This is a genomic window from Porphyrobacter sp. SLTP (assembly GCF_009905735.1).
Lineage (GTDB): Bacteria > Pseudomonadota > Alphaproteobacteria > Sphingomonadales > Sphingomonadaceae > Erythrobacter.
The window spans coordinates 74,018-100,862 of record NZ_JAAALE010000001.1; the positions used below are offsets into that span (position 1 = coordinate 74,018).

25 protein-coding genes and 1 pseudogene are annotated in these 26,845 nt (G+C 56.7%); 5 read left to right on the forward strand and 21 right to left on the reverse strand.

Features of this window, described 5'->3' with window-relative positions; genetic code table 11:
* Nucleotides 1-152: 152 nt before the first annotated feature.
* Nucleotides 153-668 carry a MarR family winged helix-turn-helix transcriptional regulator gene (locus tag GVM20_RS00330; RefSeq protein ID WP_166545318.1) on the reverse strand — a complete coding sequence of 172 codons (516 nt, stop codon included), beginning with the start codon at nucleotides 666-668 and terminating at the stop codon, nucleotides 153-155.
* A 100-nt stretch (nucleotides 669-768) separates the two neighbouring features.
* Here GVM20_RS00330 and GVM20_RS00335 point away from each other — a divergent pair, with 100 nt between their 5' ends.
* From GVM20_RS00335 to GVM20_RS00345, 3 genes are all read left to right on the forward strand, one after another.
* Complete coding sequence (locus tag GVM20_RS00335; protein ID WP_166545319.1) at nucleotides 769-1,167, forward strand: nuclear transport factor 2 family protein; 399 nt, start codon at nucleotides 769-771, stop codon at nucleotides 1,165-1,167.
* Nucleotides 1,168-1,188: 21 nt separating this feature from the next.
* Nucleotides 1,189-1,752, forward strand: coding sequence for a GNAT family N-acetyltransferase (locus tag GVM20_RS00340; protein ID WP_166545320.1), 564 nt, complete (start codon nucleotides 1,189-1,191; stop codon nucleotides 1,750-1,752).
* A gap of 186 nt (nucleotides 1,753-1,938) precedes the next feature.
* Nucleotides 1,939-2,394: a hypothetical protein gene (locus tag GVM20_RS00345; RefSeq protein WP_166545321.1), complete on the forward strand. Its 456-nt coding sequence runs from the start codon at nucleotides 1,939-1,941 to the stop codon at nucleotides 2,392-2,394.
* A 123-nt stretch (nucleotides 2,395-2,517) separates the two neighbouring features.
* Here the strand turns inward: GVM20_RS00345 and GVM20_RS00350 are convergent, their stop codons facing one another.
* Nucleotides 2,518-3,813, reverse strand: a complete 1,296-nt coding sequence (locus GVM20_RS00350; RefSeq protein WP_166545322.1) for a hypothetical protein — start codon at nucleotides 3,811-3,813, stop codon at nucleotides 2,518-2,520.
* 804 nt (nucleotides 3,814-4,617) lie between these two features.
* On the opposite strand from GVM20_RS00350, the gene GVM20_RS00355 reads away from it, so the two are divergent.
* Nucleotides 4,618-5,529, forward strand: a complete 912-nt coding sequence (locus GVM20_RS00355) for a tyrosine-type recombinase/integrase (protein WP_166545323.1) — start codon at nucleotides 4,618-4,620, stop codon at nucleotides 5,527-5,529.
* A 184-nt stretch (nucleotides 5,530-5,713) separates the two neighbouring features.
* Nucleotides 5,714-7,252, forward strand: a complete 1,539-nt coding sequence (locus tag GVM20_RS00360) for an ADP-ribosylglycohydrolase family protein (protein WP_234031771.1) — start codon at nucleotides 5,714-5,716, stop codon at nucleotides 7,250-7,252.
* A 66-nt stretch (nucleotides 7,253-7,318) separates the two neighbouring features.
* Here the strand turns inward: GVM20_RS00360 and rfbB are convergent, their stop codons facing one another.
* From rfbB to GVM20_RS00455, 19 genes and pseudogenes are all read right to left on the reverse strand, one after another.
* Nucleotides 7,319-8,377 (reverse strand): dTDP-glucose 4,6-dehydratase, encoded by a 1,059-nt coding sequence (rfbB, locus tag GVM20_RS00365; protein WP_166545324.1) that lies wholly within the window; start codon nucleotides 8,375-8,377, stop codon nucleotides 7,319-7,321.
* A gap of 1 nt (nucleotide 8,378) precedes the next feature.
* Nucleotides 8,379-8,546 (reverse strand): annotated as a pseudogene (locus GVM20_RS00370) (sugar phosphate nucleotidyltransferase); the annotation flags it as partial.
* Nucleotides 8,547-8,620: 74 nt separating this feature from the next.
* Nucleotides 8,621-9,931 carry a UDP-glucose dehydrogenase family protein gene (locus GVM20_RS00375; RefSeq protein ID WP_166545325.1) on the reverse strand — a complete coding sequence of 437 codons (1,311 nt, stop codon included), beginning with the start codon at nucleotides 9,929-9,931 and terminating at the stop codon, nucleotides 8,621-8,623.
* A 26-nt stretch (nucleotides 9,932-9,957) separates the two neighbouring features.
* Nucleotides 9,958-10,950 carry a UDP-glucuronic acid decarboxylase family protein gene (locus GVM20_RS00380; RefSeq protein ID WP_166545326.1) on the reverse strand — a complete coding sequence of 331 codons (993 nt, stop codon included), beginning with the start codon at nucleotides 10,948-10,950 and terminating at the stop codon, nucleotides 9,958-9,960.
* 54 nt (nucleotides 10,951-11,004) lie between these two features.
* Complete coding sequence (locus GVM20_RS00385; protein ID WP_234031772.1) at nucleotides 11,005-11,853, reverse strand: glycosyltransferase family 2 protein; 849 nt, start codon at nucleotides 11,851-11,853, stop codon at nucleotides 11,005-11,007.
* Complete coding sequence (locus tag GVM20_RS00390; protein ID WP_166545328.1) at nucleotides 11,853-12,410, reverse strand: LbetaH domain-containing protein; 558 nt, start codon at nucleotides 12,408-12,410, stop codon at nucleotides 11,853-11,855. Before GVM20_RS00390 ends, GVM20_RS00385 begins: the two co-directional genes overlap by 1 nt.
* Nucleotides 12,411-12,428: 18 nt before the next feature.
* On the reverse strand, nucleotides 12,429-13,544 hold the full coding sequence (locus tag GVM20_RS00395) for a glycosyltransferase (protein ID WP_166545329.1): 1,116 nt from the start codon (nucleotides 13,542-13,544) through the stop codon (nucleotides 12,429-12,431).
* Nucleotides 13,545-13,574: 30 nt separating this feature from the next.
* Nucleotides 13,575-15,062 (reverse strand): hypothetical protein, encoded by a 1,488-nt coding sequence (locus GVM20_RS00400; protein ID WP_166545330.1) that lies wholly within the window; start codon nucleotides 15,060-15,062, stop codon nucleotides 13,575-13,577.
* Between the two features lie 157 nt (nucleotides 15,063-15,219).
* Nucleotides 15,220-16,365, reverse strand: a complete 1,146-nt coding sequence (locus GVM20_RS00405) for a glycosyltransferase family 4 protein (protein ID WP_353653083.1) — start codon at nucleotides 16,363-16,365, stop codon at nucleotides 15,220-15,222.
* A 14-nt stretch (nucleotides 16,366-16,379) separates the two neighbouring features.
* Nucleotides 16,380-17,648, reverse strand: coding sequence for a glycosyltransferase (locus GVM20_RS00410; protein ID WP_166545332.1), 1,269 nt, complete (start codon nucleotides 17,646-17,648; stop codon nucleotides 16,380-16,382).
* 2 nt (nucleotides 17,649-17,650) lie between these two features.
* Nucleotides 17,651-18,562: an aldo/keto reductase gene (locus GVM20_RS00415; RefSeq protein ID WP_166545333.1), complete on the reverse strand. Its 912-nt coding sequence runs from the start codon at nucleotides 18,560-18,562 to the stop codon at nucleotides 17,651-17,653.
* The gene (locus GVM20_RS00420) at nucleotides 18,559-20,118 is read right to left on the reverse strand and encodes a GMC oxidoreductase (protein ID WP_166545334.1); all 1,560 of its coding nucleotides are present in this window, start codon (nucleotides 20,116-20,118) and stop codon (nucleotides 18,559-18,561) included. Before GVM20_RS00420 ends, GVM20_RS00415 begins: the two co-directional genes overlap by 4 nt.
* Before the next feature lie 389 nt (nucleotides 20,119-20,507).
* Nucleotides 20,508-21,254, reverse strand: a complete 747-nt coding sequence (locus GVM20_RS00425; protein ID WP_286165982.1) for an FkbM family methyltransferase — start codon at nucleotides 21,252-21,254, stop codon at nucleotides 20,508-20,510.
* On the reverse strand, nucleotides 21,251-22,411 hold the full coding sequence (locus GVM20_RS00430; RefSeq protein ID WP_166545336.1) for a glycosyltransferase: 1,161 nt from the start codon (nucleotides 22,409-22,411) through the stop codon (nucleotides 21,251-21,253). Before GVM20_RS00430 ends, GVM20_RS00425 begins: the two co-directional genes overlap by 4 nt.
* An 89-nt stretch (nucleotides 22,412-22,500) precedes the next feature.
* A complete protein-coding gene (locus GVM20_RS00435; protein ID WP_166545337.1) occupies nucleotides 22,501-22,731 on the reverse strand; it encodes a hypothetical protein in 231 nt (76 codons plus the stop codon).
* Nucleotides 22,732-22,762: 31 nt separating this feature from the next.
* Complete coding sequence (locus GVM20_RS00440; RefSeq protein WP_166545338.1) at nucleotides 22,763-23,893, reverse strand: acyltransferase family protein; 1,131 nt, start codon at nucleotides 23,891-23,893, stop codon at nucleotides 22,763-22,765.
* A 2-nt stretch (nucleotides 23,894-23,895) separates the two neighbouring features.
* Nucleotides 23,896-24,996 carry a glycosyltransferase family 4 protein gene (locus tag GVM20_RS00445; protein ID WP_199799378.1) on the reverse strand — a complete coding sequence of 367 codons (1,101 nt, stop codon included), beginning with the start codon at nucleotides 24,994-24,996 and terminating at the stop codon, nucleotides 23,896-23,898.
* Complete coding sequence (locus GVM20_RS00450) at nucleotides 24,929-25,924, reverse strand: glycosyltransferase family 2 protein (RefSeq protein WP_166545339.1); 996 nt, start codon at nucleotides 25,922-25,924, stop codon at nucleotides 24,929-24,931. Before GVM20_RS00450 ends, GVM20_RS00445 begins: the two co-directional genes overlap by 68 nt.
* On the reverse strand, nucleotides 25,921-26,844 hold the full coding sequence (locus tag GVM20_RS00455) for a glycosyl transferase (protein ID WP_166545340.1): 924 nt from the start codon (nucleotides 26,842-26,844) through the stop codon (nucleotides 25,921-25,923). Before GVM20_RS00455 ends, GVM20_RS00450 begins: the two co-directional genes overlap by 4 nt.
* Nucleotide 26,845: the final 1 nt, after the last annotated feature.

The window sequence follows — 26,845 nt, forward strand, 5'->3', positions numbered from 1 at the left end:
AAACCACCCATCTCCCGTCATAAGCAGCGTACATGCGCGACGCGACAACCTGCCGATCAGCTTCCTCGGATTTCTCACCGAAAACGGAAATTCTCGAACCGACCCCGTTTCTGACGGTAAAGACGGCTTCGACTTTCATCGGAAGCTGCCAATCAAGCGGCCGGCAGTAAATTCTTGAAGTCAGCCGGGATCGGGCAATCGAAGCAAACACGGTCGTCGCATAAACGGCATGTCGTGCATCGATCAATGTCGGTGGCTGCCAGCGCAGGAAGGATTTTCTCCAAAAGGCCACCTAGGACAGCTTGCTCTTGCTCGGACAAAGGAAGCAACATGGGTCTGAGTGCATCCAGCCTCAGCGACAACAGGTCCTCTCGCAACGCCGCCCCGCATTCAGTGAGATGGAGAGCGATTGCACGCTTGTCGCGCCCTTGGCGACGCTCGACCAAGCCGTCGAAGACAAGCCGATCAATAAGCCGCACTGTGCCCGAGTGGGAAAGCTGAAGTATGCGTCGCAATTCATCGTTGGATGGACCAAGCCCATAGCCAATAACGACCAAGGCGGCAGGCGTTTCTCCCGAATGGTTCAGAACCGCCCGCGCGATTGCCTCGATGCGATCCGCGACAGCAAGCCCGACAGCCCCTAGGAGATTTGCGGTTCTGTCAATCATGACGCAGCTATATGTGCGTCGCGCACGATTTTCAACTTGACGTTATGTGTGGTGCGCACATAATCTCTTCTCGTCTTTCGATCGATAATTGGAGCGCATAATGTCAGACAGGTCTCTTACCCCGGAACACTCCCAGTTCTATGAACGCTTCAAATCGTTCTGGGCGGCGCCATCGGGCCAACGGGTTGCGGAAATCATTTCCTCCGATGCCAAAATCCATTTCACCGGTAGCCCAACAATCTCCGGGGCCGAGTATATCGACTACATGGACGGAATGCTTGCAGCGTTTCCCGGCATGATAGTAACGCCGCTCGACTGCGCGGGGCACGGAGATATGCTCTATATCGCATGGGAAACATCGAGCGTCATTCACGGCAAGCCCCGCACATTCCTCGGCGTTGATCGCTTTCGGATCAAGGATGGCATGGCTGTTGAAGAACACATCGTTTTCGACTCAGCGGTGCTTTCCTCGGAAGGCCGTCCGGGCATCGATAACTGACGAGGTTCCTAGCCGGGTTGCATGATCAAGTATGAAACAAAACCGCTCGACGCATCGACCTGGCCGGACTTCACCCGGTTGGTTGAGGCCAACAACGGAGTTTGGGGCGGATGCTGGTGCATGTGGTATCACGGCGCAGACCGAGCAGCGTCACCAGATGAGAAGCGTAAGGCGAAAGAACAGCTTGTCAAAGACGGGCGGGCGCGAGCATCGCTGGTGTTCGATGGTGAATCCTGCGTCGGCTGGTGCCAGTTTGGTTCACCCGTTGAACTTCCGTGCATCCACAACGAACGGGCATATCTCGCCACCAAACCAGCGCCGCCAGACTGGCGCATCACATGCTTCTTTTCAGGCAAGGGCTATCGCGGCAAGGGCGTCGCCTTCGCGGCGCTCAAAGGCGCGATCGAACAGATCGAGATTTTGGGTGGAGGTCGCATCGAAGGTTACCCTGAGGATACAGAAGGTCGGAAAGCGACCCCCGCATTCCTGTTCAACGGTGCGCTATCGACATTCGAGCGCCTAGGATTTGAGCGGACCCGCCTCATCGGAAAGCATAAATGGGTAGTCACCCGGATTATCGCCTGACGAAGCGCAACATCATTAAGATGCGCGCAAAACCGGACATGCAGGTATCCACCCATCAGCAGTCATGAGCTGGGCAGACGCGGAACGCTGATACCTGCCGGGCAGCTTCTACGGTTTTTCGCCAGATGCCGACATTGTGCAAACGCCTCCGTTGCGGACCATTTGCGCATCGCTATGGTTCGTCGGATGAAGGACGAAATCCTGAGGCGCGTCAGTCTTATTGTTGCTGCGGTTGGTGCGGTCCTGGCGTTGGCAGGTTTTCTTTCGTTAGCCGTTCGGCCGCTTGTTGAGCCGTCTGCTTACTTGGTTGCCGGGGTGGCAGCCGTTCTATTTGTTCGCATGCTTTGCAGCCGTGATTACAGGCGCGGCATCGATGCGGCTAACCTCGCGATGCAAGGGGCTGAAGCATGGCATGGGCAATGGAAGTTCTTCGATCCTGATTGGGGACTTTTGGGAAAGCGAGTAGGGACGCCGGCGCTCATTTGGGTAAGGGCAGCTTTGTATTTGGGGGTCCTGCCCATCTTCCTATTACAGCATTGGACAGGTGTGAAAGCCGGCTGGCTGTGGTTCGCCTGTACCTTTGTCGCGATACAGCTCAGCATTATGCACGCAGCCATCACAGCTCAAACCCCGGAAAGCTGAATCGCAACTTCCCACCCATTCTCGGCCACGAGCGGGGAAGTGTCGCGATTCCGATAACTGCCAGGCAGCTTCAACGGGCTCCCTGGTGAAAGCCGAAATTCTGGAACCGACCCTGTTCCTGCCTCACTCAGGTTCCAGAGAACGCTCAGCCAACTTTCCGGCCACGTCAAGAGCGTCAATCGCATCGCGCGAGTTGCCGCCGGCAAGCGTCTTGACCGCGGTCATCAATGATGAGGAGACACCCAATTCGCCGGCAAGCTGGAAGAATTGCGACTCACTCCACGGCTTTCCGGAACGCACCTCAGCAAAGAGCGCGCGGTTCAAATCAGCCAGACCATCCTTACCCGCTGTTCGCAAATCCTGATCGAGCGCAAGCCACATGATCAGCCCGCATTGGTAGTGCAGATCGAACTTGGCCTCTGCCGAAGCCCTGCTCAGTGGCGTCGTGGCGAGACCGGCGGCGCAAGCTGCTTCGGCCTCTCGCTTGCGGTTGAGTGCATAGTCCCGCTCCGCCGCACCGCGTCGAACCATCGTGAGTGCCGCCATGGCATCAGCGCCCCCTTCATGCATCCACGCAACACGATCTTCGCCGACCAGCTTGCCGGACTTGTCCTGCTGGAAAAGATGCGCCGCTTCATGGGCGAAGAACCAATCCAGCCAAAACGGCTTGTCGGCGCCGACCCTTTCCTTGGCGTTCTCTCCGTCGAAGTGCATGAAAATCTGCCGTGGTAGAGTGCCGCCTTGCGTTGAAATCCGCCCGCCTTCCTCCGGCTCTTCGTCGATCGATACATATAGTTCCGGTTTGAAGGAGAGTGGGCCGTAGATAGCCGCAAGATCCTGAATAGCCCGAGGGAGCGAGAGGTCGAGACGCTGTCGCGCAGCCACCGGCAGACCAGGATCTATGATCGCTACGAACCCATCGGCGTTCACCGGCTCAAGAGTGCCGATAAAGATGTTGGTACCATCATCGGTACTGACGAAGCGGTCGCGGTCCTGAGTGCGGCGCCCCTCAACCCCGACGATTTCGCCCGGCGCATCTATGCTGATGGGAAGAGGGCCTGGCTTCGCGCAAGGCGCGGCTGTGCATGCTTGGAACTGCCCTGAATGGACGAGGGCGCCCCCTTGGCTAAAGGGCGAGAAAGGCGCGTAGCTCTTGGGCAAAGCGCGGTAATCGATGAAGATGGTGAACGTGACGTTTTGGAAGGGGCGCCCGTCGGTGCGCTCAACCCGCTCACCATCGCCCTCCTTCACCCAGCGGAAGGCACTGTCGATGGGCTTCCATACCTCGGCGCGATAGCCACCGAGATGCTGAAGGAAGTGGAGCGCTGTGACCGCTTCGCGGAGGCGGTACTCTGCGGTGAGCTCCCGGTCCGCGGAGTGGGACAAGGCCAGCGTCAGTGGCTGTGGAGCATCGGACATGCCCGAACCGGTAACGCAGCCCGCTAAAGCCATCGGTACGGACAGTAGAACCGATAGCTTCCGAAAGGACAAGCACATATCGATCCTCTAAAGCGCGCGGGTGAGGGTGAGAATTACGGCGTTGGATCAGCTTTGCAAAGCGGCCATTCCCCTGTCCACCTAGCTAAGGCCATAAGCCGGGCCAAAACGGGACCCAGATACCTGCCGTGCAACTATGGCCCGCCGGGTTGCCACGACCCGACCTTGGACATAGCTCGAACGACCACAAGCGCCGCAAATGCAGATGAGAGCGGCTTGCCCTAAATTTGAAAGATGCCGGCTAAGTCGCTCCGCAATTTCCGCTCCTATGCCGCCATGGAGGCGCTCAGCATTGTGTTGGTGCTAGGTGCTTTCCTGTTGTTGGCGCCACCGGGGAACTGGGCAGAGATACTTGCGACGGGGTTCACCATGGCTGCCTGCGCAGAATTCCTACTTGTCGGCGCCGCTTATTGGTCCGGTTTGGATCAGCGGCTCACCACCTCAAACCGGTCGGCGCAAACGCACGCCGGGTGAGGCGATGGGGTCGCCGATGAATTCGATACCTGCCGCTTCAAGCGCCGACTTAACGCGCTCGAGTGTTCCGGCTCGTGATTGAGGGATGCCAGCACATAACTCAAAGCGCTTGATTGTCGCCCAGCTGACACCAGCGGTTGCGGCGAATTCGCGCGAGGTGACCGCCAATAGGCCACGCGCTGCCTTTATTTGAGCTCCAGAGATCACTTGCGCTATTCCTTAAAGAGCTTCAACGCTCATAACCGGAGGTTGATGAGCGATATGGACATAGATCGAATTCTTGAGCGTTGCCAAGGCGCATACGCTGAAATGACCTTGAGCGGCTACCGCAACGACCTCCAGCTTTTCCAGGCTTGGTGCGAAGAGCGCAGCGTCGCTTGTCTTCCCGCCCTGCCTTCTACGGTCGCCGCCTTCATTGACAAGGAGACGCAGGGTAAGGCCCTCGCGACCGTCAAGCGGCGGGTCGAGGCGGTGAAATTTGCGCATCGCATGGCCGACCTGCCTTCGCCAGCCGGGCACAGCGAGGTCAGGCTCGCTCTGCGCCGCGCCATGCGCGCAAGCCGGTCACGTCCAAAACAGGCAATGGGTCTGACCCGCGAGTGGCTCGAGCGGATCATTGCCGCGTGCCCTGACGATCTTGCGGGCAAGCGCAACGCGGCGATTATCTGCGTGGGCTACGACAGCCTGGCGCGCAGCTACGAATTATCCCTGTTGGAAGTCGAGCATGTGTCGAGCGATTGCGCGACGATCCTGATCCCGCGCTCGAAGACGGACCAGTCAGGCGAAGGGCGCGTGGCCTACCTCGCTCCGCGGACGCGGACTGTACTGAGGGAATGGCTGGACACCGCTGGCATTACCAGCGGCCCGCTGTTCCAGGGGCTGCATACGCGCAAATTAGCGGGAAAGCCGCTCTCGACCTCTGCCATACGCCGATTGGTCAAGCGCGCAGCACTGTGCGCCGACCAAGAGCAAAGCGAAGCGAAGAGCATGTCCGGTCACTCGATGAGGGTGGGCGCCGCCCAGGACATGATGATCGCCGGGCTTGACCACATCGCGATCATGCAGGCGGGAGGATGGAAGACCGTCGACGTGGTCGCGCGCTATGTTGAGAACGCCGCTGCCCACAATCTGCACCAGCGGCGCTGGGCGACCCTCTTGGGTTAATGCCCTGGATGCTGCGGGCGGTAAGGCTCTGCTTAAACGGAAGATTTATGGACCCAAATGGGGCGTCAATTGACGCCTAGTTGACGGTAGTTGACGCCGTCAAGCAGGCGTCAACCAACCGTCAAGTGGTTCAAGCTTGAAGGACAATTCGCAAGCGAAGTTGGAGAATAAGACTACGTCTGTCTTGGCACTCTATGCCACGGTGATGCCTCGCCGTTCTCCCCCCATAAGCAGGAGCAATTGCATGCGCACCAGCATCACTCACCCACTCCAGATTGCCGAGGTCTCGGCAGGCGATGGGCTGGGCAAGGTTGGGCTGACCTTTTGCCCGGGCAAGAAGCAGCCATCGGCACTGACCGGTGCGTGGGATCGCGATCTGCTCATCGACGTTGCCGCGATTGCCAGCTGGAACGCCGCGGCGGTGGTCACGCTGGTCGAGGATCACGAGCTTGTAAGCCTTGGCGTGGCGGAGCTGGGCGGGGCCGTGCGCGATGCGCATATGGCCTGGCATCATCTGCCAATCGCGGATGTCAGTACACCGGGCTCCGCGTTTGAGGATGCCTGGAACGGTGCTGGAGGTCAGCTGCGTGATGTCCTGCGCTCAGGCGCCAACGTGCTGGTCCACTGCAAGGGTGGGCTGGGCCGGGCCGGGACCATCGCCAGTCGCCTGCTGATTGAGCTTGGGATGGATCCAGAGACGGCAGCCGCGTCGGTGCGGCAAGCGCGGCCGGGGGCCATCGAGACTTCATCCCAGCTTGCCTACGTGCATGCGCTATCTGAGGTGTCAGAAGAGCAACCCGATACCAGTCGCGAAGCGCAGCGCAATCGGGCGCTCGGAGTTATGCTTGGCCTTGCTGCTGGGGATGCGCTGGGGACCACGCTCGAGTTTGCGGCGCGTGACAGCAAGCCCCGGGTCACCGACATCGTCGGTGGCGGACCGTTCGGCCTCAAGCCCGGACAATGGACCGACGACACCTCAATGGCTCTGGCGCTCGCAGACAGCCTCATTACCTGCGGCAGCCTCGACGAAAGCGATCTCATGCAGCGGTTTGTGCGCTGGCGTGAGCATGGTGATTACTCTGCGACAGGCCGCTGCTTTGATATTGGCATTACCGTGAGCGGTGCCCTGCGGCGGTTCAAAGCAAGTGGTGACCCGGTAGCAGGCTCCAATGATCCGATGAGTGCGGGCAATGGCAGCTTGATGCGGCTTGCGCCTGTCGCCTTGCGCCATTGGCATGAGCCCCAAACACTCCGCGATGTAGCCGCGCGGCAGAGCCGCACGACCCATGCCGCACCCGAGGCGGTTGATGCTTGCGTTGCCTATGCCGATCTCATTGCCGAGGCCATTGCAGGACAACCTCGCTCGCACATTTTGCGTCCGCGGCATGACGACTATGCTGGCAAGATCGCCGACATCATGGCCGGCTCGTGGCGCGGCAAGCATCGCAGCCAAATTCGCGGATCGGGTTACGTCGCGCACTCGCTTGAGGCATCGCTGTGGTGTGTCGCGCGGACCAGCAGCTTTGCCGAGGCTGTCATCCTCGCGGCAAACCTGGGCGAGGATGCCGATACCACTGCGGCTATCACAGGGCAGCTGGCCGGGGCCCTTTATGGGGCAAGCGGGATACCCGGGGAATGGCTGGCTAAGCTTGCTTGGCGCGAGCGTATCGAGACCATGGCCAGCACGTTGTTTGCGACCGGTGCGGGTTCCACGTTTGGATAATGGCGCTGGCCCGTGTGAGACCTCAGTTGAGCGAACCTAAATCGAGGGAGCTAACGCAGGGGCAGGTCATTTCCTGGGCCTGAAATGCCCTCTCCACCAGTCCTCGTGATCCAGGTACCAGCGTAGTGTCCGGCGCAAGCCGTCATCGAAGGTTTGTCGCGGTTCATAGCCGAGTTCTGCAAAAGCCTTGGCCCCATCAATCGCATAGCGGCGGTCGTGGCCTGGGCGGTCGGCTACTAAGGCCTTCAGGCTTTCGGTTTTTTGCCCTTTTGCCGCGGCGGCAGCAGGAAACCGATCGGCGAGGCCATCGATTTCCTCGAATGCTCGATCCACCTCGCGGCAGATTGCATCGATCACGGTCATGTTGGGCAGCTCCGCTCTTCCCCCGAGGTTATAGGTCTCGCCTGGTTGGCCCTTGGCAAGGCAAGCCTCAATGCCCCGGCAGTGGTCCTCGACATGCAGCCAGTCGCGCACGTTCATCCCATCGCCGTAGATTGGCAGAGTGCAGCCATGAAGCGCATTCAGCAAAAACAGTGGGATCAGCTTCTCAGGGTGCTGGTAGGGCCCATAATTGTTCGAGCAATTGCTGGTGGTTACCTGCAGTCTGTAAGTGTGATGATAAGCGCGCACCAGGTGATCTGAGGCCGCCTTAGATGCAGAGTAAGGCGAGTTGGGCGCGTATGGTGTGGCCTCGTTGAAGGCCGGGTCTTCCGGCCCCAGCGAGCCGAACACCTCGTCGGTTGAGATATGGTGGAAGCGGTGTTCCTTACCGTCGCCCGCCAGCCAAACCGCATTCGCGGCCTTCAAGAGGCTGTGAGTGCCGAGGATATTGGTGTCGATAAACGCGTCCGGCCCGCTGATAGAACGGTCGACATGGCTCTCGGCGGCGAAGTGAACAATGGTCGCGATGCCGCGCTCGCGAAGCAGCCGTTCGACCAAATTTGTATCACGAATGTCGCCGACAATGAGCTCGGCATTGCTCGCGCCGCTTAGGGTCTTACGGTTCCCGGCGTAGGTAAGCGCGTCCAGCACGATCACGCTATCCTTAGGGTGATGCGCATTCCAATAATGGACGAAGTTGCCGCCGATAAAGCCGGCGCCGCCAGTGACAAGCAAACTAGCCAAGCACCTTCTCTTCGATCCCCGCCTCGCGCGCTTCGTCCACCGCATACTGGATCAGCGGACGATCAACGACGGGGAGCAGTTCCTTGGGCACCACCTTGGTCGCGGGCAGGAAGCGGGTGCCAAGACCGGCAACGGGGAAAACGGCTTTCCGGATCGGCTTGGGAGACATGCGTCAACCTCGATGGCTAATGTGAAAAATCTGACGAGCCGCGCACCTGCGACTTGCGCCATGATCCAAGGTCGTCAGACCCGCCCGACGCTCACATAGGTGAACCCGGCGGCGGCCATATCATCGGGGTTGTAGATGTTGCGCAAGTCGACCAGCACGGGCGCGTTCGCCAACTCCTTTACCCGCTTGAAATCGAGCGCGCGGAACGCGTCCCATTCCGTCACGATCACCACCACATCCGCGCCTTCAATCGCAGCATAGGGATTGGCGCACATGGTCACGCCGGGCAGCAGCGGGCGGGCCTGCTCCATGCCTTCAGGATCGTAGGCAGCGACCTCGACGCCCGCATCCATCAGCGTCTGGGCGACCGCAATCGCCGGGCTGTCGCGCATGTCGTCGGTGTTGGGCTTGAACGTCAGTCCGAGCAGCGCCGCCTTCTTGCCGCGCGCTTCGTCCAGCCCGCCGAGCGCGTCGACGACCTTGCGGCCCATTGCCCGCTTGCGGCTATCATTGACCTTGACCACGGCCTCGACGATCCGCACCGGGCTGTCGTAATCCTCGGCGGTCTTGAGCAGGGCGAGGGTATCCTTGGGGAAGCACGAGCCGCCATAGCCTGGCCCGGCATGGAGGAACTTGGAACCGATGCGCTTGTCCATCCCGATCCCGCGGGAGACGTCCTGCACATTGGCGCCGACCTTCTCGCACAGGTCCGCCATCTCGTTGATGAAGGTGATCTTGGTCGCGAGGAAGGCGTTGGCGGCATACTTGATCAGCTCGCTGGTGCGGCGGCTGGTGAACAGGATCGGGCTCTCGTTGAGGAACAGCGGGCGGTAGACCTCACGCATAACCTCACGGCCGACGTCATCCTCGGCCCCGATCACGATCCGGTCAGGCCGCTTGAAATCGCCGATCGCCGCGCCTTCGCGCAAAAACTCGGGGTTGGAGACGACCGAGACCTTGTGAGCGGTGCCGGTCTCGTGGATGATCCGCTCGACCTCGTCCCCGGTGCCGACTGGCACGGTCGACTTGGTGACGACCACGGCGTCGTTCGCCAGCTTCTCGCCCACCTCGCGGGCGACCTCGTAAACGAAGGTCAGATCGGCATGGCCATCGCCCCGGCGGCTGGGCGTGCCGACCGCGATGAAGATCGCCGCCGCTCCTGCAATCCCCTCACCCAGATCGGTGGTGAAGCTCAGGCGTCCGGCCTTCACATTGCTATCGACCAGCGCATCGAGGCCCGGTTCGTAGATCGGCATGATCCCGGCGTGCAGCCGGTCGATCTTGCTCTGATCCTTGTCGATGCAGACCACCTCGTGCCCGAAATCGGCAAAGCACGCCCCTGATACGAGCCCGACATAGCCTGACCCTACCATCGCAATTTTCATTTTGGAAAACCCTTCGTGGTCAGCGCTTACTGGGCGACCTGGAACGCTGGCACGTCAGCATCATTCTTGCGGATTAGCTCTTCGAAATACTCGATGGTCTTGATCAGGCCTGCGCGCAGCTGCGTCTTGGGCTCCCAATCGAGTTTCTCACGGGCCAGCGAGATATTTGGCTGACGCTGGCGTGGGTCGTCTTGGGGAAGTGGCTTATTGACCAGCTTCGACTTCGAGCCAGTCAAGTCGAGCACCTCCTCGGCGAGCTCTTTGATGGTAAACTCGTTGGGATTGCCGAGATTGACCGGACCGGGGAATTCGCTTCCCGTATCCATCATGCGTAGGAAGCCTTCGACGAGGTCGTCGACGTAGCAGAAAGAGCGGCTCTGTTGGCCGTCGCCATAAATGGTGATGGGCTGCCCCTGCAGTGCCTGGATGATGAAGTTTGACACGACGCGCCCGTCATTGGGATGCATGCGCGGACCATAGGTGTTGAAGATCCGAACGACCTTGATGTCGAGATTATGCTGGCGGTGGTAGTCGAAGAACAGGGTCTCGGCGCAGCGCTTGCCTTCATCGTAACACGCGCGCGGGCCGATCGTATTGACATTGCCCCAGTAGCTCTCAGGCTGCGGGTGGACCGAGGGATCGCCATAGACCTCAGAGGTTGATGCCTGCATGATCCGGGCCTTCACGCGCTTGGCGAGGCCGAGCATATTGATCGCCCCGATGACACTGACCTTCGTCGTCTGGACAGGATCGAACTGATAGTGGATCGGGCTCGCCGGGCAGGCGAGATTGTAGATCTGGTCCACCTCGACATAGAGCGGGAAGCAGATGTCCTGGCGCATAAACTCAAAGCGAGGATGTCCCGCGAGATGGTCGAGATTGCTCTTGTCGCCAGTAAACAGGTTGTCGACGCACAGCACTTCGTCACCGCGGTCAAGCAGGCGGTCGATCAGGTGTGAGCCGAGAAAGCCGGCCCCGCCCGTAACAAGGATACGCTGCCTGCGGAAGCTGCTGTTCATGTTGAGATGTCTTTCGGTCAATTGTGTTGATTTTGATCGTGGAGAGGAAGCCGTCTATGCGGAAGACGGCTGTCGATCTAGGCCTTCACTTTCCTTCAGCAAAAGCCTTATAGTCCAGAAATACCATAGCTTATAGAATGCGTACGAAAAGCCCGCCAACCCATCGAGGAAGCCCCGTTTCGCGATGTAGGTCCATGAAAAATAGGCCCCTGCGAACCACCACTTGTCGATGTTGCGATACTTCTTCCTCTGGCGCGCGGTAAGCTGTTCCCAGACTTCCGGCCCAGAACTTCTGAGCTGTCGCGCGCGGCGCGTCTCCCAAAGGGCGTACTCCTTGTGACGCTCGATAAACTTCGCGACACCTCGATCATCGCGGTGATCGATGGAGGCTGCAATTTCCCCCACCGGGCCCGCAATGACAGGATGCTCATGCACCTCCATGTCAAGAGCAGACCACGCGTCTTCTTCAATCCGCTCATAGAGGCCACTCCCCACCCTGAAGAGCGCGAGCTTGCGCTGGGGATCACCATGCCTGAGGGGATGGCCAAGGAAGTAATTTGTGTACCTAAGCCAGAAACCATCGAACCGATCTTGCGCGATGGCTGCTCTCACTTCGGTGCAAAATTCCTCCGTGACAAGCTCGTCAGCGTCCAGAAAAAGCACCCAGTCGTTTCGCAGGCTATGGTTGATCAAAACCCAGTTCCGCTTCTTAGGGTACCGCCCATCCCAAACGAATTGGATAACCGAGGCCCCGAGTTCGACGGCAATCTGGCAGGTGACGTCGGTGCTGCCGGAATCGACAACGATCACTTCATCAAAAACTGCAAGCTGTTGCAGACACTCGGTGAGGTTCACCGCCTCGTTGCGGACCGGGACCACGACAGAAATGGGGATCCTTGGCATCACGCGAGCGGCGGCCGCTGCTTGATGAGGTGGGCCGGATTGCCGCCGACTATTGTCCCTTCCAGAACATCTTTGACCACTACACCCCGCGCGGCGACGATCGCACGCTTACCGACCACTATGCCCGGTCCCACAAAGGCATCGGCACAAATCCAGGCATCATCCCCGATACATATGGGCAGTTTGGTTAGGCGCATTGCCGCGTCAGTGTAATCGTGACTTCCTGCACAGAGATGGGCGTGCTGCGATATCGTCACCCTCTCACCCACCCTAATCGGACCAAGCGCATACAGGATCGCGCCGTCACCGACAGCCGTTTGATCCCCGAGCGACAGGTTCCAGGGAATTGTGATCTTCGCGCTGGGATACACTTGAACCTCGTGGCCAATCTGGGCTCCAAAGATCCTGAGGATGAAGCGGCGCCAACCCCAAAATTGCCGTGGTGTCCAAGCAAAAAGTGGGCGGGAGAGGAAATCCCATAACGCCCGGTAAGCCAATTCACGACTCGACCATTTGCGCGCCCGGCGATTAGCTTCAATGTCGAGTTGGATAGTCATAGCTTGTACGACGCACGATTACTGGTAAATGCAGGGAGGGCGATCACCTGTACCTTTTACCCAAAGGTACGCATCCTTCATTTCCTGGCCAATTGGGTCCCATCCGAAATCCCTCCGCATCCATTCCCGCCCCCTCAGGCCCATCGCGTTGCGCTCCGAGACAGGGAGAGCGGTTGCCTCGCTCAAAGCGGCAAGGAGAGGCTCGTTGCCGTGATCAATCCACCAACCGCACTTGTGGGTCACAAGTCCTTGCCATGGCGCCCCTTTAGTAACGATGGCGGGCACGCCCGCACCAAGCGCTTCGGCGACAGCGACCCCGAAATTTTCCGAGATAGTTGGAAGCACAAAAAGATCAGCATCGGCAAGCAGAGCCTCCTTTTCAAGCCCATAAACCGGCTCAAGAAACGTGATCCGGGGGACCTGCAGTTGCCGTACAATTGCCTCTAATTCTGCTCGATGCCCGCCCTCGTCGGGCCCAGCAATGACAATCTGCCAATCGGGTCGATCTTTGGCAAGCTGCGCCCACGCTTGAACAAGAGCAGCGAGACCCTTTTTCGGATGGATGCGGGAGAGAAAGAGGATTGTTCGTTGAGACTTACTAGGATCGTGGCGCGCGATCCGTTCTGTCAAATCCACGCCATTGGGAATGACCACAATTGGCGCCTTGATCCCGAATGCGCGGATTTCGTTCGCCTCCTGACGGCTCGTGGCGTGCCAGAGTGCGGCATTACGATAGGCTGGTCCTTGCCAAAGCGTCCAAATTAGACGCTTTTTCAGCCGCGAGAATTGTAGTGCTCCGGGCGCAAGCATGCCTCTAGGTGATACGACCAACGGCTTTTCGGAATTAGCAGCAACCTGGCCCGCATATATATTTGGGGCTATCCATAAGCCGTGTGAATGAATGACATCGGCCCATAAGGCTGTCTTGCGCATCCCCCGATGCATTGCCGGAGATAGCTTCAACTGACCCAGTACCGGAATGTTTGCCGCGCCTGGCGCAAAGAGGGTCGCGCCCTCACGCTTTGCTGAACCTTTCTCCGACAATGTAAAGATCAGGGGCTCGATTTTTGCTGCTTCCAACGCGCGGCACAATCGGGGAACCGTATACGCTGGCCCGCCATTGGCTGGGTCCAAGCCGCCCACAATATGGAGTGCTCTCAACGCTTAGCTCGCTCTTTGACCAAGATGTGGTTCCAGAGGTTTACGCCTTATCATGCCTACCCAGCGCAACAGCATTGGGCCCAAGAAAACGAGTATAATCCAGCCCGCGAGCACTGATAAGGCTAGCGCGGGCAAGAGTTTAACCGCTGAAATCTCAAGCAGGTGAGCGGGCATGAGCGCCACTGGTACGAAGCTCGCGCCAATAATTAAACGCCAACCCTTCTGCCACAACAACCAGCGGTAGATTAGGCCAATCATCAGACCTAGAGCAGCGATTGCGGCAAACATCCCATATGGTCCGAAGTCGATGAAGGCCTCCGTCATATAGCCCAGGCTAATCGAAGTTCCGGTGCGCCAAGCAGCAGGATTAAGACCAGTGTATTTAATCGTCAGAGCAGTGTCATTAACAATAGGCTTGCCAGGAAATAGAACGCGTGGCGTTAACGGAGACAGGGCTGCCGAACCCCAGATTTCGCCCCCAGAATGGGGCTGCCCTCGAGCATTTTGCTGCAGCACTACACCGAAAAACTCAAAGTATGAAAGACGTCTAGCTAACTTATCTGCCCCATCAGCCATTCCTGCCCCATCGAGCCCAGCAATACGATCGAACAGGTCGGTCATTCGTTGTTGGTAGCCCACCAAGACAACCTGCTCGCTGCTCCCCTGGTTGATAAAGTCACGATAGTCACGTTTCACTGCAGTCCAAGCGATGGCAAATGCCAGCATCGTGACGACGAGGACACTAATGACGGTCTTGTTCCGCCTCAAGAGATCGCTTGCGGCAAAAGCAATGCCAATTAGGGAGTAATAAAAGGCACTCGAAAATTCGGCAAAGAAGCCGCCTACAGCCAATCCGAACTCAACAACCAAGGCAACAGCCCACGGAAATTTCGACCTCCGGGGGAGCCCGAAAGTGGAGGCAGTAAGTAGCAAGAAGGCAGCCCATTTTACCTCGGCGAAGATGAGAAAAACCTGCTGCAGCCCGCCGGAGAACGGAGCGGCCGCTGCAAATGCAGATGAAAACACCCACGTCACCACATATATGGTGACGAATGTGCGATGGGAATAAGACCTTACCATTTCCCGAAATTGACTGGCAAGATCTAGGCGTGCTCGTCCAGCGGCCACCCACATAGCAACGGCGAGAACGATCAGCCCTGTAATCAAAAGGCGAATGGCTACTCCATGCTGACCTGAATGTTCGGCCAGTCCTGCGACCGGCAAGCCAAGGAGGTTAGAGTAGAATGTTCCAATGGTCGCCTGAACCCATTGATAAAGAAAAACGAAGAGGAGGATTGGTGGCTCCTGTGGACGCCAAAGCAGGATCACACCAATCACCAATCCAGCACAAGCGTAAAGCGCCAGCAACGTGTTCGGCCCCATGAGGGCGACCGGAACGAGAACAGCAAGCGGCAGTGAGGCGAGGGGGAGGCCGCCCAAGTCCGTGGATCGTCTCGCGCGCGCCTTTGTGTTGCCCGATATGGTGGCCATGGGATGTTCAATCTGCCTCTTGTCGGTGCAACTCAGAAAATAAACAACTAACTCTCAAACCCTGAGGTCAGCTTTCGGTATGTGACCTGCTAGGCACTGCAGCGGAAATCCTTTCCGCAGAGCGAATAGCATGTCAGTCAAAAATTCTGCGCCTAACTCACCTCTGGCTGACGACTGCCTGAAGAGCCCTTATGATCCCATCAGTGGCTGCGTCCAGAGAATGCTTATGGCTGGTCTTCGCAATTGTCTCTAGAGACGGAGGATTGGCAAGCGTCTCGCTTAGCACCTCGGCACACCCAACTGTATCACCTAGGAAAAATGTCCGACCAGCTCTCCCATCACCTGCAAGATCGGGAGCACAGCCCACTGCATTGGACAGGATCACCGGTTTACCACAGGCAATCGCTTCATTCGCCACAAGGCCCCAGGTCTCACGCCCATTCGAGGGCAGGACGAGCACATCGGCCGCCGCATAGGCCGCTGGCATTTGCGACTGATTGCAAAAACCAAGCATATGGAGGGGTACACTGTGGTATGCTGCGAGGGCTTTCAACTCAGCTTCCAACGGTCCCGAGCCAGCAACTAGGACCTCGACAGGCATTCCATTTTCTCTCGCCCATGCAGCAGCGACTATAAGATCTCCTGGCCGCTTGAAGGCGATGAGCTTACCCGCGAACAGCGCCACTGGTGTCGTGGAGGCGATTCCCATTCGCTGCCTCAGGACACGCCCGGCTTTTTGTGTTGCGCGCTTTTCAAACCAGTCTGTGTCGACACAATGCGGGGAGGCAAACATGCGCGCCTCGGGATAGCCATAATGGCGCCAATAGGCCTTGTTTCGTGCGCCCACGATGAGCGCCGCATCGAACTGGCGAAGGAACAAGGGATAGAGAGCATTCTTGCCGACACGCTTGAGAAAAGAGCGCGGTGTGTCGAGATGGCTGTCTCCCCGGACCATAGTGGGAATGCCCATTCGCTTGGCTGCCCACAGTGCCTGCAGAAAGCTCTTGAGGTACCAGCCAAGCAATAGAACAGCATCGAAGCGGCCTACCCTCAACTTCTCAGCGATGGCTGGAGTATCGACTCCGCCGAACCGGCTCAGGCCGGGTTGGCGGGCGACATTTTCGAGAAAATGTGCTTCGTAGCCCGAAAAGAGATCAACATCCCACTCGAACCCGACGCCAAATCCCGCACGAGCCTGATCGGTCTGATCCGCCTGATGACAATAAAAAACGGTCAGGTCTAGTTGACCGGCCAGGTTGCGGAAAAGCGGTGCATAATACTGCACCGGATGGGAGGCGACCACGGCCAATCGCATCGTCAGTTGCAAGCCATCTCAAAAACATCTGCAAACTGCTTGGCAACTGCGGCCGCCGTAAAGTCGCAATAGGAATCGGGGTCTATTGGTCCAAGTGAGTTCGGAGCGCTCACAATTAGCTCGATAGCGTCCGCGATGGCGTTCTCCAACTCAGCGCTCGCCTTATCGCTATCAAATGCTAGCGCCAGCCCCCCGCCGGCATCAGTCAATATCTGGTGTGCGCTACTTTCACGATGAAAGATGGAGAGGAATGGGCGGTTGGCCATGAGACAAGGATAGATCTTCGAGGCTGTGTAATGCGGTTCATCTGAGCCGACCATCAACGTTGCATCCGCAGTCGCGAGCAAGCGCAGCGCATCAAGATAGGGCACCCTAGCTGGCTTCTCTACCACGAGGTCAGAAACTCCGGCTTCCGCGGCGAGTTGAGTAACCTGGTAAGCCACCTCACCGCTCGCTTGGTTGCTGGTACCTACCAGCTCCAGACGCACTCTGTCTCGGATGCCTGGATTGCGAGCCCCGCAGAGAGCCAAGGCCCGGAAAAGCGACCTAAACAAACTCGTCGCCCGCGGCAGGGCCGTTCCGACATAGCGGAAGATGAAACGGTTGGACTGTCGCTCTTGCGGCCGTTCGTCGCGAAGCACAGAGAAGTCTTCTGGATCTCCACCGATCGGAATTGCCGTCATCCTGTTGCGATCGATAAACGGATAACGGTCTGCCATCTCGTTGTTCTGACGCTCTGAAACCGAAGTAATCCATCCAGCATGCTGGACCGCCATCGGCTCAAGGGCAACTGCCAAGCGATGGGCCAAGCCACCTTTCGACCAAGGTTTGCGAAGAGCACCCTCGTTAGAAACCCAAGGGTCCTGAAAATCGAGAACTACCGGAATGTTCCAATGTGCCTTAATCATGTGGCTTAGAAGCATCTGGTAGAATGGCCAGCCGGTCATGAAGATGACTTGAGGCGTAAACTGATGGATTGACCTACGCAGGGCTCCCGGCAGAAACGGCATCGCCCTAAGCGAAAGGTCGCCGACTCCCAGTAGCCGCGTCAGTCCATAGGGAAGTGCACTGATGCGCTCAACTGCAATATGGGGTGGCAGAAGTGAGGCTAAGGCTGGATCAGGTGGCTCTTTGTGGAAGTTTTCATCGACTGTGAGCACCCGCGTGTCCCAACCAAAATTTGGCAAGTATTTCGCCATGTGGCGCGCACGATGGACGCTAGCTATTGAGCTAGGCGGGAAGTTCAACGACACGATCAGAGCGCGTTTCACGTTTACAATCCGCCTTTCGCCAAGGCGCGGAGCGTGGTCATATTTTCATCAGTCCACTCAGACAATCTACGGTCGGATAAGGTGGATAGCACTTCGGCCAAGCGCTTGTCTGAAGATGCATTAACTAAAACAACTGCATCATCCCAATTCTGACGCGAAAAACTCAATGACGCCGCCAGCGCCGCCGCGAAGCTAGATAATTCAAGGCATTCAAATAGCGAGTCACGCAGAGCGGCAGTGCCGAAAATTCGTGACGCCATGACGGACATGTTGAAGATCCGCAACTTCTGTTGGGTCCCAATCTCAGAGACATCGTCAATCGAAACTTGGACGACCGGCTCCCCAATCGCAATTGTATCGACCGAAAGGAGTTCCTGGACCGCCTGCCTCGCGCCCGAATAGCCAAATTTGCCGATAACACCTTCGCGACAAAGTCGCCCTAGAGTTTCAACGGTATCGGTTAGGTAATCCGGGTGAATTGCTTCATGGGTCAACAGGCAGCCAAGACGATCGACACCCAAGGCTCTAAGGCTGCGCTCAAGTGATTGCAGAGGGTCCACCCGGCTGCCTGCTGAGGTTGATGGATTGGTTACCACGACACCCCGCCCAATCGAAGCTCGTACTGGAACGAAATGCCGAATAAATCGCACTGGCTCCCTCATGAGGGCCTTAAACGCGCCTAGTGGCGCAGGCTCCAAGCCGAACTTTGTCGTGATTTCGATGGACGGATCCGACCGCATCTTGCCGAGCGCTTTACCTAGAACCTTCTCGGCTGTTCCCAAACCGTAACAGGGAGCAACATCGAAGCGCCTTATGCCGAAGTCGAGGGCGCAATGGACAAGGCGTTCGGATCGCCAGCTAGAGCTTCCGCCGGTCAGGTTGTGGCAGCCAAGAGAAAGATAAGGAAAAGTCATGTTTGCTTGTTCGCCAGATGCTCCGCAAGGCGATCAGCCAAAGCTACCGCAGAAAATGTCGGATTAGCGAACCCAAGACGTGGGAAAGTCGCACTGCCGCAACAATAGAGGCCGCGCGTACCGAAAACTGCAAGATCGGTATCGACCACACCATCGGCAGGTCCAATCGCCATCCGTGCTCCACCGCAATGGTGGAGCCCCTCGTCGGCCTGCATGGCAAACCCGGTCGGATCTTCGATCAGCATTGGGTCTATCGCCACTTCTGCCGCACCGCTGGTATGAGCCCAATTGCGGATGCGGATGGCTTTAGCGCGAAAAGCGATGCCTTCTGCCTCACCGCGGATCCAGTTCAATCTGATCTGAGGCACGCCAGCGCTGTCACAAGTCTCGGCAAGCTGGATACGGCTCTTGAATCGCACCGGCTGCTCAAGCGAAACGCGCAGCGATGCAGCTCCACGGAGCATGGTGGCGATCCGCTTGTGCCGCAGATACCTCCAAGCGAGCGGCAAGGCTTGAGCACTCGCAGCACGGCCGGCGCGCATCAGTCCCAGAAATTCTCGAGAGCCAGCGCGCGGTGACAACGCGTTGGCCAACATTCGCACCTCGGCGAGCGCATTCCTTGTGTTGCCAGGAAGTGTTAGCATACCTGCGGCCGACAGACGGTAGTTTCGATCTTGCTCCCGAATTATCTCCTGCGAAAAAGTCTTACAGCTGTACCTTGTTTTGCCAATGATCACCGGATCGAAGATATCGAGCAGTGCCTTTTCATTACGCGGTGCAAAGGTCCCGACCGCAGCATCAAGATGTTCGCAGAAGCCCCTCCCAAGCCAGTTCAAGTTGCCCCATGGTGCGCGATGCTCGCCAACGGGCAGCATCAGCAAGCGAGAAGTTTCTAGGGCTCCGCATGTCAGGACAATGGTCCCGGTCGCTATCTGGCGAACGACCCCATCGTCTCCGTGAAATACGAGACCTATCGTTGTACCATTGGTGTCGGTACGCAGGCCGGTCACCAACGCGCCCTGCACAAGGTTGATCAGCTCAGAATTCTCAATCGCCTTCCAGATGCGGCGAGGCAGCTTTGGCTCCTTCAACCAGGCCGTGGTTACTAGTTCCATGCCATATGCAGAGAGGCTTTCGCGCGCAGGCAGCAACGAGGTTTCCTGCGAAAGGTCCATAGTGATGGACTGCCCCAGCAATTCGGCGGCGGCCGGCGCGCGTCTCCAGATTTCTGAAAGGTCGATCGGCCAGCCAGCAGGCGCATCACCAGTCGCGGCGCTCTCATCGTGACGCGGGAGAGCAAGTTGGCCTCCCCAAAGGTTCAGGCCTCCACCGATCTGCCTTGTTCGTGCCAATGTCGCGCCGGTTAACCGGTGTCCCTCGTTTACAATTTCGAGATCGCGCTCGACAGCAGCAAGAGGAACATCCTGTCCAGCTTCCAGCACCCAGCACGGCAACCGTCTCGCTTCCAGCGCACGAGCAACAGCAATCCCAGCCGGCCCCGAGCCAACCACCACAATCGGCGCCCTTAGAGGCATCGACGAAGGCTTGAGGATCATGTCGACGCTTGCTGCGCTATGCTAGGCTTGAATCGAGCGATGGCGCGATAAAGCATCACGCTGCTCAACGCTTCTCTTGCATTGGCTGGTTGGATAGGGCCAGAATCATGTAAGAAATCTCATTAGGAAGCGCGAGCCTGGAGAATGGCGCGAGACAAGCGGGCAAATCCCATCTTGCCAATCAGCGACGGCCGCCATGGACATCGCACTCGCTACAAATCGAATAGTCGTAAGTCGGTTTGAGGTGCAACGACGCTTCAAAGGCTCGTCTGCAATTTGACCATGAACCAAGCAACTATGGAATTTTTTGAGGCATATAGGGCTGAAGGGCTAGTTTCGGCATCATGTCAGAGCTGCAATACTGAGCACAAGCATTTTTGACCTATGCCTCAACTCCACGCCTTATCAGATGCCAAGCTACTGCCTGTACGAACGAATATGAAGTCCCCCTGACGAGGGCGATCATCTCGTGGGCGAGCATAAAGGGTGGCTATGTCATAGAGTTCAAAGCCTTTGGCTGCTAGCAACGCCACGATGTCCGAGATCGAAGGTTCATAAGCTTGTGCATAAAATGACACCTCTGTCAAAATAACTTCAAAACTTTCCAACAATGCTGATGCGCCTCGGAGAGCGTGAAGTTCGAAACCCTGAAGGTCTAACTTCAGAAGTGATCTATCTCCTTGGGAGCAAACATCGGCGAACAAGCGATCCAGTGTTACGCAGGGCACCTCAATTGTGGGCGTGGATGGTTCTCCATCCAACACAACGTGCGCACCGGTCGAGGTCAACGCCGCATCGGAGGCGATAGCAAGTGTTGATCCATCCTGTTCCGGGCCGCAAAGGGCCACGGGGTGGACAGTCAGGCGTCCCCCTGCCTCCATACGTAGAGTGTCAAGCGCAGCATAGCATCCGGGCTGGGGTTCGATTGCATGAACGACAGCTTCCGGAAAAAGCTTCATCGCAAACCGGGAAAAATCCCCAATGTTCGCGCCCCCATCAATAACCCGGAGGGGGACGAAACCTCGCCTTCTGAGGCTCGCGAGAGCATCCTCATTGGATGAAAAGCGATTACCATGTCTATGCCGAAGGAGCTTGTAGGGTGTTATGGCAAGAGCGGCCTTCAAAAACGACCTCATGAAAGTCGCACCTGTTGCGCAAGAACCTGATCCAAATCAACAGACAGGGCTGTTCGCACGGCATCAGCCACTCGGTCGACTTCGGCCTCCATATTACCTTTGCTCACGGCAAACTTGCGGGCATTCTGCTGTAATGTTGATAGCAGCTCGGGATCCGTCCGCAGTGTTTCCACAGCAACACACAGGGCTTGTATGTTTCCCGCCTCGTAGAGAAGCCCGCCTTCTGATGTCCGGATCACGGTAGCCAAGCCCGGCAGGTCCGACGCGATTACGGCTAGTCCCGCCATATGGTAATCGAACATCTTATTTGAAACAGTAAGCTCATGGTTCCGCGGCCCTTTGCGCTCCAGGCAAAGCCCAATATCGAAGCGCGCCGCACTTAATACAGCAGCTCCAAGTGCGTGAGGGGGCAATATCGAAACCTTGGCGGTGATCCCGAGTTCTGCGATGCGCTGCCGAAGGCCGGCGCCGCCGTCTTGCCCTAAATGGCCCTGCAGATGGAGGTGCACGTCAGAGGGAAGCCTAGCCATCGCAGCAAGTACGTCCTCAAGCCCGCGCTGACCAAAACCGAGCACACTATTTCGCCAATATAGATTTAGCCCCCCTCCCTTGCGCTGAGGCAACTCAAGACAGGTGGGGGATGCGTTGTAGGCGGCAAGTGGCAGACGAATTGGATACGCATCCGTATAAGACGATGCGAGTTCTTGGCTCGCCGCGATCACCAGCTGACATCGCGGTAGGTATCTCTCCTCTATTTCGACAATCGCGCGCGAAACATCAGCGCGCTGACCATCGCCCATATCACTATAAAACTCCATACAATCGAATATCAGAGCAGCCCCATTATTTTCGGCTGCGATGGCAGCAGGCAGAAGAGTTTCAAAATTATGAGCAAAAAAAACATCAGCTTCTATGTTCTTTAATGTTTTAGTAAGACCTATAGTTTTTTCTGAAAATACCGGTTGGAAAATAATTTTCGAAACAATAAAAACTTTTCTACTTACCATTGTAATAATTTTATAAATCAGCCATTTAACTGGAGATCTTTTTGACGTTGGAAATAATAAAGCTCGACAATTTATTCCCTGATTTTCGAGCTTTGCGATGGCTTCTTCTGAAGCAATCGAGCCATCTGGTTTGTAATACAAAAATATCACTTCAGCGTGGGGAAAGGCGGTCTTAGCGGCAACTGCATGACGAGGCCCCCTCGGCTCGCTAATCCCGTGAGACGTTACGACGCAGATCCTCATAAAACCTTCGCCTCTTTCTGATAGCGAAATACAAAAAATGCAAATTTTATTCTAGTGTATGAGCTTTGGTTGAAACTATGAAGCCAATCGGCACTTTCTAACTTTTGGATCTGTGCTGCTCGAAGGCAAAAGTCTTCAAAACGTTTCAAGTCTGCCACGCTCTTCAAATGCCAACGCAGCTTGTTGCCCAAAAATTGCGGCTCAAGGGAATGCGACGAACGTTTCATGTCATTTCCATGGACGCTATGCGCACCAGATTTAAGCCGATGGATGCGCTGCGGTACTACGCCTTCTGCGGAAGATGACCAGCGACACACCTTCAATCCACGGGCAGAAGAACACGATAAAGCAAGCAAAAAAACCTCCGGCAGTAATCCAACCCAAGGCAGAGAGATTGCCAATCTCAACAAGGGCAATGAAGGCGAGCAGGATGGGATAGTGGAGCAAGTATAGAGCGTAGCTACCACGGCCGATGCGTTCAAACATCGTGTTCAGGCCCCGTCTCAGCGGAAGAACAAGGGGGATGTTTAGCCAGCCCCTCCAAATCGCGGCCACTCCGAAAAGCCAACCGATCAACGAACCGTCGCGCACACTTGAAAGTGTGTCAGACGACAAGCCTCTTGCCGCAAACGCGGCTTCGGTAGCAATCGTCACGGCCGCAGGAAAGGAAACGAGGAAAAATGCCTTCACTCCCGGCCTCAATCCAAAAGCCACATAGCCAAGCAGCCAAATGATCCAAAGCGTGGTAAATGCACCGAACGGCGATGGCACAAGCAAATTAGCGGCGAGACCGCAAAACATGGCCACGATGCCAAATGACACGAGCATTGTGGGGCAGCGCTCTCCTCCGAACCTGATGCGACTAAGCAGCCACAGTACGACTGGCAAAACAAGATAATAGAAGATCTCGTAAGACAGCGACCAGTAAGGGCCATTCATGCCATAGGGAGCGAACCAGTTTCCCTTGCCAGATACGGAGGTCTGCAAAAATAGCACATTGCCCAACAGCGTGCGCACAGAAAAATCTGGGTGGCCTGCCCCATAAGCTAAACCGAACGCGGCGGTCCAAGCCAACGAGAAGTAATAGAGCGGTACGATGCGCGTAACTCGGCGATACAAGTAGTCGCGCAGCATCATGCTGTTGATCGGAGGGCGCGTCTTAGTCGCCAGAGCAATAGTGAAGCCCGAAAGCACGAAGAAGGCCATAACCGCGCGATGGTTCTGCGCTTGAACGAAATCGGCCATCGAGAAGATCCAAGCCGGCAGTGAGGCTTCGAACTCGTTCCTGAAAAGTTTAAAAACATGATGAAACACAACAATAAGAGCCACGATCGCGCGAAGAGAGTCGAGTTCTACGATGCGCATGCCGCGTACTGGGGTCGTAGACATGCTTACCGCCCCAGCACGGCAATCGCCTGCCGATAGATGTCTAAATAGCGGTCGACAACTACCGCATCGCTGTACCGGAGCTCCACTGCAGCCCTGCACGCCCTTCGATCGATGGAGGCGATCTTGGCAGCAGCCGCGACCAAATCTTGGAGATTGTCACGGACAAACCCGGTTTTGCCGTCAACGACTACCTCGGGTACTGCTCCGCGACGCAAGCCTAGCACTGGTGTGCCGCAGGCCAGTGCTTCGGCCATAACAATGCCAAAGGGTTCATCCCAGAGGATCGGCATAAGAAATGCCGCCGCCTGACCTAGCAACGAGTTCTTCTGTGTATCGTCGACAGGTCCGACATACTGGATGTGATCTCCATCGACATGCGATAGTATATTTTGCTCCGCCCAAGCCCGCTTTTCCGGCGGAATATTACCAGCCAGAATAAGGCGCCGCCCAGCACGGTTGGCAATTTCGATCGCCAGATGAGGCCCCTTGATTTCCTCAATGCGCCCTAGGAAAACAAAAGGAGCATCTGTCGCTACCGAAGGCTGAAATTTGTACCGGTCCAAGGGGACACCATTTGGCACCAGGGACCATCGCCCGATGTCCTGGACTGGTCGCATCATCCAATCGCTTATTGCGGTGAACGACAACGTTCCACGAGACAATGTGTGACCCCAGCGTACCGTTTGAGGACTGATCTCTCTCTGATAACTCATGATCTTAGGAATATCTAATGGCAAGACCGGCGTCAGATAGGCAATACGCGAGAAGGAGTGAACAACGTCAAAGCGATCCCGTGCCACCGCTTCCGCAAGCGCAACGGCATTGCGGACAGTGTCCAATCGTGACCGGCTAGATCGGCCTGGCCAGGCAATAAGCTTACCAAGACTGGTACTGTCGGGGTGAGCAAATAGCGTCACGTCGTGGCCGCGACGGACAAGACCGTTTGCAAGCATATCCACGATCCGCTCGATGCCACCGTAGTACAAAGGCGGAACAGGGATTTCGGGGTCTGCCGTCAATGCTATTCGCACGGGATCAGTGACCTCTGCCAAAAGAAAAGCACCTTCTCGCAGCCCCATTGATCCCCAGATACTCTGCGACATGCTGGGCATGCCTTGCCATCTGCCATCCGACTAAGCGCCTTAATTTGTGAAAGCCTGGTGGCCCCGAAGGCTTAAGATCGCTGCCGCCCAGTTCGGCAACGCGGGACAATATCTCGGAACGCAAATCATAAAAGTGAGGATAGAAATTGTAATGGAATGCCTGAAGAATGTTAGCACAAGCGCGGCGTGCTTTGAGACTGTTCTCGATGGCTAAGAGGTACGATGTGCCAAGTAACAGTGAACGGCAAGCAGACTCCATAGCTGGCCGGGATTTGCGACCGGAGAGACTACCGCTAAGACCCGAGCGATAGAACAGGCGGGCATCTTTCGCGAAGCGCACTCCATCACTACGAGCAATGATCCGGGCAAAAAACTCAAAATCGTCGAATAAGGAGAGGCTCTCATTCCAGCCTCCTACCTCCTTTATAAGGCTCCGAGGAATTAGAAACATACCAGATTGGGTCATCGGCTCACCGCTAATCCAGTCGAGCGCTAACCAATCAGGGCCTGGTAAGTTCATGTATGTCTGGCGTGGTGGAAACACCGCCTTTGTCGGTTCATCGCGGAAGCGATCCCATTGTGACATAGCTATGTAGTTCGAAGACCTCGGTAATACCGCATGCAATGCTTCAATGTGAAAAGAATTTATAACATCGTCAGCGTCAAAATACAGTATGTACTGACCACGTGAATGTTTAAAAGCAAGGTTTCGTGCGGTCGCGGCGCCAGCGTTGATGTGGTCAATCGCCACCACCCCCCTCGATCGGTAGCGTTCGAGAATGGCACCGGTACCGTCGGTCGATCCGTCGTTCACTACAATGATTTCGATCGGATGATAGGTTTGGGCGAGAACGCTGTCGAGTGCAGCTGCGACGAAACGCTCGGCGTTGAAACAGGGTATCAGTACTGAAACCAGAGGTCTTGTCATGTGCCACAACTCTTCTGAGCTAGGTCCAGAATTTGGCGCCATCCATAGCGAAAGTAGTACTGCTTAGAGACGTCGACGTAGTGGTGCAGCACGGCCCGCGGGCGCTCCCCCTCTAACGCGTCGGGCATGACGACATAGTCAACGCGAGAGAGTACTTTGGCCGGCTCACTGGCAAATAGCATGGCTGTCAACGCCTGTTCCTGAAGGTAACTTGGGCCATAGTCATCGAGCTGGCGACGGCACCAATACTCAACTCTTCCCCAATCTATGTTCGCGCCGGTTAATCCGTAGAGCCCCACATTAACTGGTTCCGGGACGTTGGCACCCGCCAGTTCGTTCAAGTATCCGATTGGATATCCGTATGCCGTTTCAACATCCTGCATGTAGAGGAGCTGCGGATCTGTAAACCAGTCGATTACGTCGTCCGGCGGTCGAAAAAACAACATGTCGGAATCGGCGACTAATCTGCATTTGTTCGAACCGATGTGAATATCTGTCAGCTTGCGTAAGTGAGGGTAAGTGCGCCTGCGCGCCCGCAACGTCGGGTAGTGACTTGCTGGCAGCAATTCATCGAGTCTAGCCTCGGTATCGGGCGCATCTTCGAACTGCATCCATGGTACCACTTGTAGTAACCGCGATTTCGTCACTACATCCATTCCGCCGTCATCGTAAACAATCGGGGTGATTTTAAAGGGGGTCTGAAGTTGGAGCGAATAGAAGCAAAATAGTGTCTGATACCAGAATCTTGGACCACTGAGGAAGGAGATCTCTGCCGGTGGTCCTTCAGGTGGCAGCGACAAGGTCGGAAGCCGCATTGCTGCGTTGCGCATGGCAATTTGGCCTGCCCGTGTACGGCGTTGCTCTACAGGCCCGCCTTCGCGGATGGACTGCTTGATTGCGCCGACTGGTTTGAACAGCATG